The organism is Desulfovibrio sp. (assembly GCF_018379785.1).
Taxonomy (GTDB): domain Bacteria; phylum Desulfobacterota; class Desulfovibrionia; order Desulfovibrionales; family Desulfovibrionaceae; genus Desulfovibrio.
In genome coordinates this window covers 66,142-72,224 of the sequence record NZ_JAGZUV010000017.1, presented here as the reverse complement: position 1 = coordinate 72,224, position 6,083 = coordinate 66,142, and the positions used below count along the sequence as shown (strand labels likewise).

The window sequence follows — 6,083 nt, the reverse complement described above, 5'->3', positions numbered from 1 at the left end:
GTTGACCTGGACGATGGACTGGTTGATTTCTTCGGAAGCTGCGGACTGTTCCTCGCTGGCCGTGGCAATGGCGTTGACCTGGTCGCCGGTGGCTTCCACCGTGGCCACGATTTCCTCCAGGGCCGCGCCGGACTGGTTGGCCAGTTCCGTGGCCTCGCCGATGCGTTCCACGGCGTTGTCCACGCCGGTCATGCTCTTGGCCGTGCTTTCCTGAATGGACTTGATGGCGTTGCCCACATCCTGGGTGGAGGCCATGGTCTTTTCCGCCAGCTTGCGCACTTCGTCGGCCACCACGGCGAAGCCGCGCCCGGCCTCGCCCGCGCGGGCCGCTTCAATGGCCGCGTTGAGGGCCAGGAGGTTGGTCTGGTCCGCGATGTCCGAGATCACATTCATGATCCGGGTAATGTCCTGGGCATGCTCGTTGAGCTGGACCATGTCTTCCTTGAGAACCAGGGACATCTGGTGGACCTGGTCAATGCTGTGCACGGCTTTTTCCACCACCTGGGCTCCGGCTTCGGCCTTCTGCTTGGTCTCGGCGGAGGCGGCGGAGGCGGAACCGGCGTTCCTGGTCACTTCCTGGACCGTGGCGTTCATTTCATTCATGGCCGTGGCCGCCTCGGAAAGGCGTTGGGCGGATTCGGCCGCGCCCCGGTCGGACTGTTCGATCTGGGCGGACAACTGGGTGGAGGCGGAGGAGACCACATTGCCCACAGCTTCCAGTTTGTCGGCGGCTACCAGCATGGCCTCGGTCTTGGACTGAGCCTCCTTGCTCGCGGCCTCGGCCTGTTCCATGGCCTCCCGGGCCCTGGCTGATTGTTCCTTGGCGTTTTCCGACTCGCGTTGGGAGTTTTCAATATTCCGCTTCAAGGCGTTGACCATTTCCACAATGGCCCCGTAGACGCCCATTTTTTTACCGCCGTCGTCGATGTTGTAGTCGCCGTCCACCACGCGGCGGGCAATGGCATTCAGCTCGCCGGGGTCCTTGCCGAGCTGGCGGATGGTGTTGCGCACGGTCAGCACGGTGAGCAGCACGGCGATGAAAATGGCGGCAAGGGTCATGCCGATGCCGATCATCCGGCTGCGCTCGTACATGGCGTCGCCCTCGTGGCTGACGGCCACGGCGTTTTTCATGGCGGAGTCCGACAGCTCCACAAGCGCGTCGCTCAAGGCCTGGTAGGCGTGGCGCGAATCGCCGAGGATGATGGATATGGCCTTTTCGGTCTCCATATTGCGGGAGAGGGCCAGAGTGCGCTCTGAAATGCCGTGGTAGGCGTCCCGCGCCTTGACCAGACGGTCAAAAATTTCACGGACATTGGGCACGTAGATGCGCTTGTCCAGATTGCCCACGATGTCGGCGATTTTCGTGCGCTGCTGGTTGAGTTCCTTGTCATCTTCGGCCATGGCCTTGGGGTCCGTGGCATAGATGTGGCGCATTTCTATGACGCGATACTGGGTGATCTCGGCGTTCAGCCTCCCGGCAAGATCGACGATGGGCATTTTCTGATCGGCAATTTCCGTGGATGCGCCGTTGATCGCCGCCATCTGGATCAGCAGATAGCTTGTGAGAATGGCCATGAGGAGCGTTAACAGGCCCATACTGACGCAGATTTTTGTGGACAGCTTCATTGTTTCCCCCATTCAACAGTGAGGCGTGGTTGACAGGCATGAGTAATGCTGCAACCCCGCACGAAGGTTGCCGAAAGGATGACGCACGCCGAGACAGCGGCCTCCAGATCCCCCAAGGCCTGGAGCGCGGAAAACGGCTGCCGGCTACCCCGGCATCCGGGTAACAGCCGGAACTGCATCTCTTGTTTTCCTTATCGGTTTTTCCCGTCTATGTGTTATGCGTGGCGGCAAAAAAAGGACGTTCTGAGTGATGTTATCTTGAATTTGCCCTGGTGGGGGTGCGATGCCGTCCTGTTCGTCACGCAGGCGCGAATGGAGTTTCTTTTCGTTGTGGAGCGCCGAAGCAAGCGTTTCAAAAGCAAAATGCTCTATGGCGCGGAAGATTCAGCCAGCCAGCAGGCCACGGCATGCTCGCCCCGCACGAATGACGGGGGCATGGCTTCGGTGCAACGGGGCATGGCCTCGGGGCAGCGGGGTTGAAAAGGGCAGCCCGGCGGCATGTTCTGGAGCGAGGGCACGCTGCCCGGAATGGTGGGCAGACGGCTGAGACCCATGGAGCGGCGGCTGGGCGCGGAATGCATCAGTCCCCTGGTGTAGGGGTGGCGGGGATCGGCGAAAAGCTCGCGCGCCGGGGCGCGTTCCACCAGACGCCCGGCGTACATGACGCCCACCACGTCCGCCACTTCGGCCACCACGCCCAGATCGTGGGTGATCAGCAGCACGGCCATGCCGCGTTCCCGGCTCTGGTCCAGGATCAGGCGCAGGATCTGGCCCTGGATGGTGGCGTCCAGGGCGGTGGTGGGCTCGTCGGCCAGCAGCAGTTCGGGGCGGCAGGCCAGAGCCATGGCGATCATCACCCGCTGGCGCATGCCGCCGGAAAGCTGGTGGGGATAGTCGTCATAGCGGCTGTGCGGCGAGGGAATGCCCACATCCGCGAAGAGGCGTTCCGCCTCGCGGCGGGCTTCGGCCCGGCCCATGCCCAGGTGCAGGCGCAGGGGCTCGGCCACCTGTTCGCCCACGCGCAGCACGGGATTGAGCGAGGTCATGGGCTCCTGAAAGATCATGCCCACGCGACGGCCCCGGATACCGCGCAGCTCTTTTTCCGGCAGACTGAGCAGGTCTTCGCCGCGCAGCAGCGCCCGGCCGCCGAGCACGGCGGTTTCCGGCGTGAGGCGCAGCACGGCGCGGGCCGTGAGGCTTTTGCCGCAGCCGGACTCGCCTACCAGACAGGTGATGGCCGCCGGGGGCAGCTCAAGATGCACGTCGCGCACGGCGGGCAGCAGACGTCCCTCAAAGGGGAAGTGCACGGAAAGGTCTTCCAGCCGGAGCAGGGGGGCGGCGTCAGGAGGGGCGCTGAAAAAATTTCTGGAGGGTGTCGCCATGAGTATCTTTTATATAACCGGGACGCGCCGCGAAATCTGACGCCGCCAATGAGTGGATAAATACCGACGTTCAGTGTTTGACCTGGGAATTGCGGAAGTTGATATACGCTTCACGCATGGCGATATAGGGATCCACGGCGGCGTTATTCAGATCCTCATACAGCGGCAACACGTCCCCCAGCGCGTTGAAACGCAGGGAAAGTTCCGAACTCGTGGCCAGTTCCCAGGGATAAACGTAGAAAAAGGGATCCGTGAACAGGTCGCCCGCCCGGCCCACGGTGTCGCGCGCGGAACTGGGACCGATAAAAGGCCAGACCACGTAAAAGCCGTGGCCGATACCCCAGCGCCCGAGGGTCTGGCCGAAGTCCTCGCCCGAGGGGTCCACGGGCACAATGGTTTTCTTGCCCTTGGCCACGTCCGCGAAACCCAGGCTGGATGTGGTGTTGATGAAAAAGCGTCCGAACTCCACCCCGGCTTCCAGAAAACGGAACTGGAGGATATTGTTCACGAAACGCATGGGGAACATCACGTTGGAAAAAAAGTTCTTCAGGCCGCTGCGGAGCTGGTGGGGGGTTATGAAGACCCAGGCGTTATAGGCGGGTTTGGCGACGTGGAGAAAAAAAATGTCGTTGAAGCGGAACCAGAATCGGTTCCAAGGTTCCAGGGGGTCCGAGATGCTGTCCACCGGGGCCGTATCATAGTCGTCCAGGCTGTCGGACTGCTGCATCTGGCCGTAGGGATGCACGGTAATGGCCCCCGGCGCCAGGGACGGGCTGTTGGAGTAAACCGTGGAGGGCGCGCGGGGCGGGTCCGCCGGAGCGGCCGAAACGGCCCAAGGACAAGACCAGGCCAGAAGCAGGAGGAAACAGAGGGCCGGGCCGATGCGGCGGCCCGCCGGGAAGGGCAGGCCGCCAAAGCGGAATACGGACGTGTTATTGGGCATGTTGCTGGCGTACTTCCCGCGCTTTGGCCCGCACCCGCTCAATGAGCTGGTCCGGGCTCGCGCTGTTCAGAATGTCCTGAAACTGGGTACGGTAATTCTTTACCAGACTGATGTTTTCGATCAGCACGTCATAGACGCGCCAGCCGCCGTCCTTGGGCAGCATGCGATAGGCCACGGGGACTTTTTTGCCGTCCTTCATGGTGATGACGGTACGCACTTCCGTGCGGTCGCCCGCAGCTGAAGAGAGCTCGCCCATATAGCCGACCTGCTCGCCGTTGTAACCGTCGATCTTGTTCACATAGGTGCTGATCAGCAGGTCCGCGAAGGCGTCGCTGAACTGCTTTTGCTGCTGGGGCGTGAAAGAGCGCCAGCGCGCGCCCACGGTGCGGGAGGAAAATTCTCCGAAATCGAAGATATGCAGCACTTCGTCCTCAATCTGCTGGCGCAGGGGACCGCGCGTGGCCGGATTGACGTAGTCGGGATTCTTGATGCTGGCGAGAATGCGGTTGGTGGCTGTTTCCAGCGCCTGGCGGGCGGGCGAGGAGGGCGCGGGCGCGGCCTGCGCCGCGACGGAGAACGCGGCCAGGCCCAGAGCCAGGCCGCAGAACAGAACAAGCACGCGTGAAAACGCGGGTATACGGGGCATATTACACACCTCCGAAGGCGTATTTGCCGATCAGTGTTTCCAGATCCACCGGAGATTCCGTCTCCGTGATGGTGCCGCCGGGCGGGAGCATTTTTTCCGAACCGCCCCGCGAGAGGCTGACGTATTTGTCGCCGATCAGGCCGCTGGTTTTAATGGAAGCAATGCTGTCGTCGGAAAGATGCAGATTTTTGTCCAGGCGCAGATGGACCACGGCCTGGGTGCGCAGGGGATCGGGGTCAAGGCTGATGGCCACCACCCGGCCCACGGGCACGCCCGCCAGCTCCACATCCGCGCCCACCCGCAGGCCCGAGGCGGAATCAAAGCGGGCGGAAAGCTCGAAGCCCTGATTGGCGAAGAATTCCATGCGGCCCAGTTTGATGGCCAGGTAGGCCACACAGATCAGGCCCAGCAACACAAAGATGCCCACGGCGGTTTCACGGACGCTGTTCATGCGTTTTTCAGACTCCAGACTGCGGCATAACAAAGTATGACATTTTTTAGTATATCCGCCCGGCGGCAAAGTTTCAAGCCCGCGGGCCGCCGGGACAGATGCGCCGCGGGCCTGTTTTCCGGGGTTTGTCGGCCGGCGGGGAAGGTTCCGTCAAAATTTTTCCAGAGCATCCGGAGCGATTTACCTTTGAGCCGTGCGGCATTTCAAACGAAAAACGCTTCAGGACGCCAGCCATTTGTCCAGGGCCGCCCGCACCACGGGATCAGCCGGTTGATGCAGGGTCAGGCGCTGGTCCCCGGCCTCGCGGCTGAGGAATTGCCGCAGATAGGGGTCCGGGCTGGCCTCCAGTTCGGCCAGGCTGCCCGCGAACACCGCGCCGCCGTCCCGCAGCACCAGCACGTAGTCGGCAATGGCGCGCAGGCTCGCCAGGTCGTGGCTGACCACCACCAGCGTCATTTCGGCGTACTGCTCGTGCATGGAGCGCAGCAGTTCGTCCATGCGGGCGGCGGTGATGGGGTCCAGGCCGGAGGTGGGTTCGTCGCAGAGCAGAATGCGCGGTTCGGCGATGATGGCCCTGGCCAGGCCAGCGCGCTTGCGCATGCCGCCGGAAAGCTGGTTGGGGTAAAAGTCGGCGAAGCCCTCCAGGCCCACCATGCGCAGCACGCGCAGAGCCGCCTCGCGGATCAGGGGCCTGGGGAGGCGCAGGTGCTCGCTCAGGGGCAGGGCCACGTTCTGGGCCAGGGAGAGCGCGCCCAGCAGCGCGCCGTCCTGGAACAGCACGCCCATCTGGCGGCGCACGCGGCGGAATTCCGCGCGGTTCAGGGCGAAAAGATCCCGGCCGCCCAGATACACGCTGCCGGACAGCGGCCGCGAAAGGCCGATGATATGCCGCAGCAGGGTGGACTTGCCGCCGCCCGAGCCGCCCAGAATGACGGAAACCTTGCCCGCGGGCAGTACGGCGTTGATGTCGCGCAGCACCACGTGCTCGCCGTAGCCCACACTCAGGTCGCGAAATTCAATGTCCCAAGCCTGCAT

At 63.0% G+C, this 6,083-nt stretch carries 6 protein-coding genes; all 6 read right to left on the bottom strand.

The annotated features are described in order from the left end of the window. A partial coding sequence (locus KH208_RS05420) for a methyl-accepting chemotaxis protein (RefSeq protein ID WP_291434502.1) occupies window positions 1–1,626 on the bottom strand: 1,626 nt, incomplete at its 3' end. A gap of 368 nt (window positions 1,627–1,994) precedes the next feature. Further along, complete coding sequence (locus KH208_RS05415; RefSeq protein WP_062251407.1) at window positions 1,995–3,008, bottom strand: ABC transporter ATP-binding protein; 1,014 nt, start codon at window positions 3,006–3,008, stop codon at window positions 1,995–1,997. Between the two features lie 70 nt (window positions 3,009–3,078). Continuing rightward, on the bottom strand, window positions 3,079–3,951 hold the full coding sequence (locus tag KH208_RS05410; protein ID WP_291434499.1) for a VacJ family lipoprotein: 873 nt from the start codon (window positions 3,949–3,951) through the stop codon (window positions 3,079–3,081). Next, window positions 3,941–4,597, bottom strand: a complete 657-nt coding sequence (locus KH208_RS05405) for an ABC transporter substrate-binding protein (RefSeq protein WP_291434497.1) — start codon at window positions 4,595–4,597, stop codon at window positions 3,941–3,943. Before KH208_RS05405 ends, KH208_RS05410 begins: the two co-directional genes overlap by 11 nt. 1 nt (window position 4,598) lies before the next feature. Then, window positions 4,599–5,048 carry an outer membrane lipid asymmetry maintenance protein MlaD gene (gene mlaD, locus KH208_RS05400; protein ID WP_291434496.1) on the bottom strand — a complete coding sequence of 150 codons (450 nt, stop codon included), beginning with the start codon at window positions 5,046–5,048 and terminating at the stop codon, window positions 4,599–4,601. A 219-nt stretch (window positions 5,049–5,267) separates the two neighbouring features. Continuing rightward, entirely contained in the window at window positions 5,268–6,083 is an 816-nt protein-coding gene (locus KH208_RS05395) for an ABC transporter ATP-binding protein (RefSeq protein WP_291434494.1), read from the bottom strand.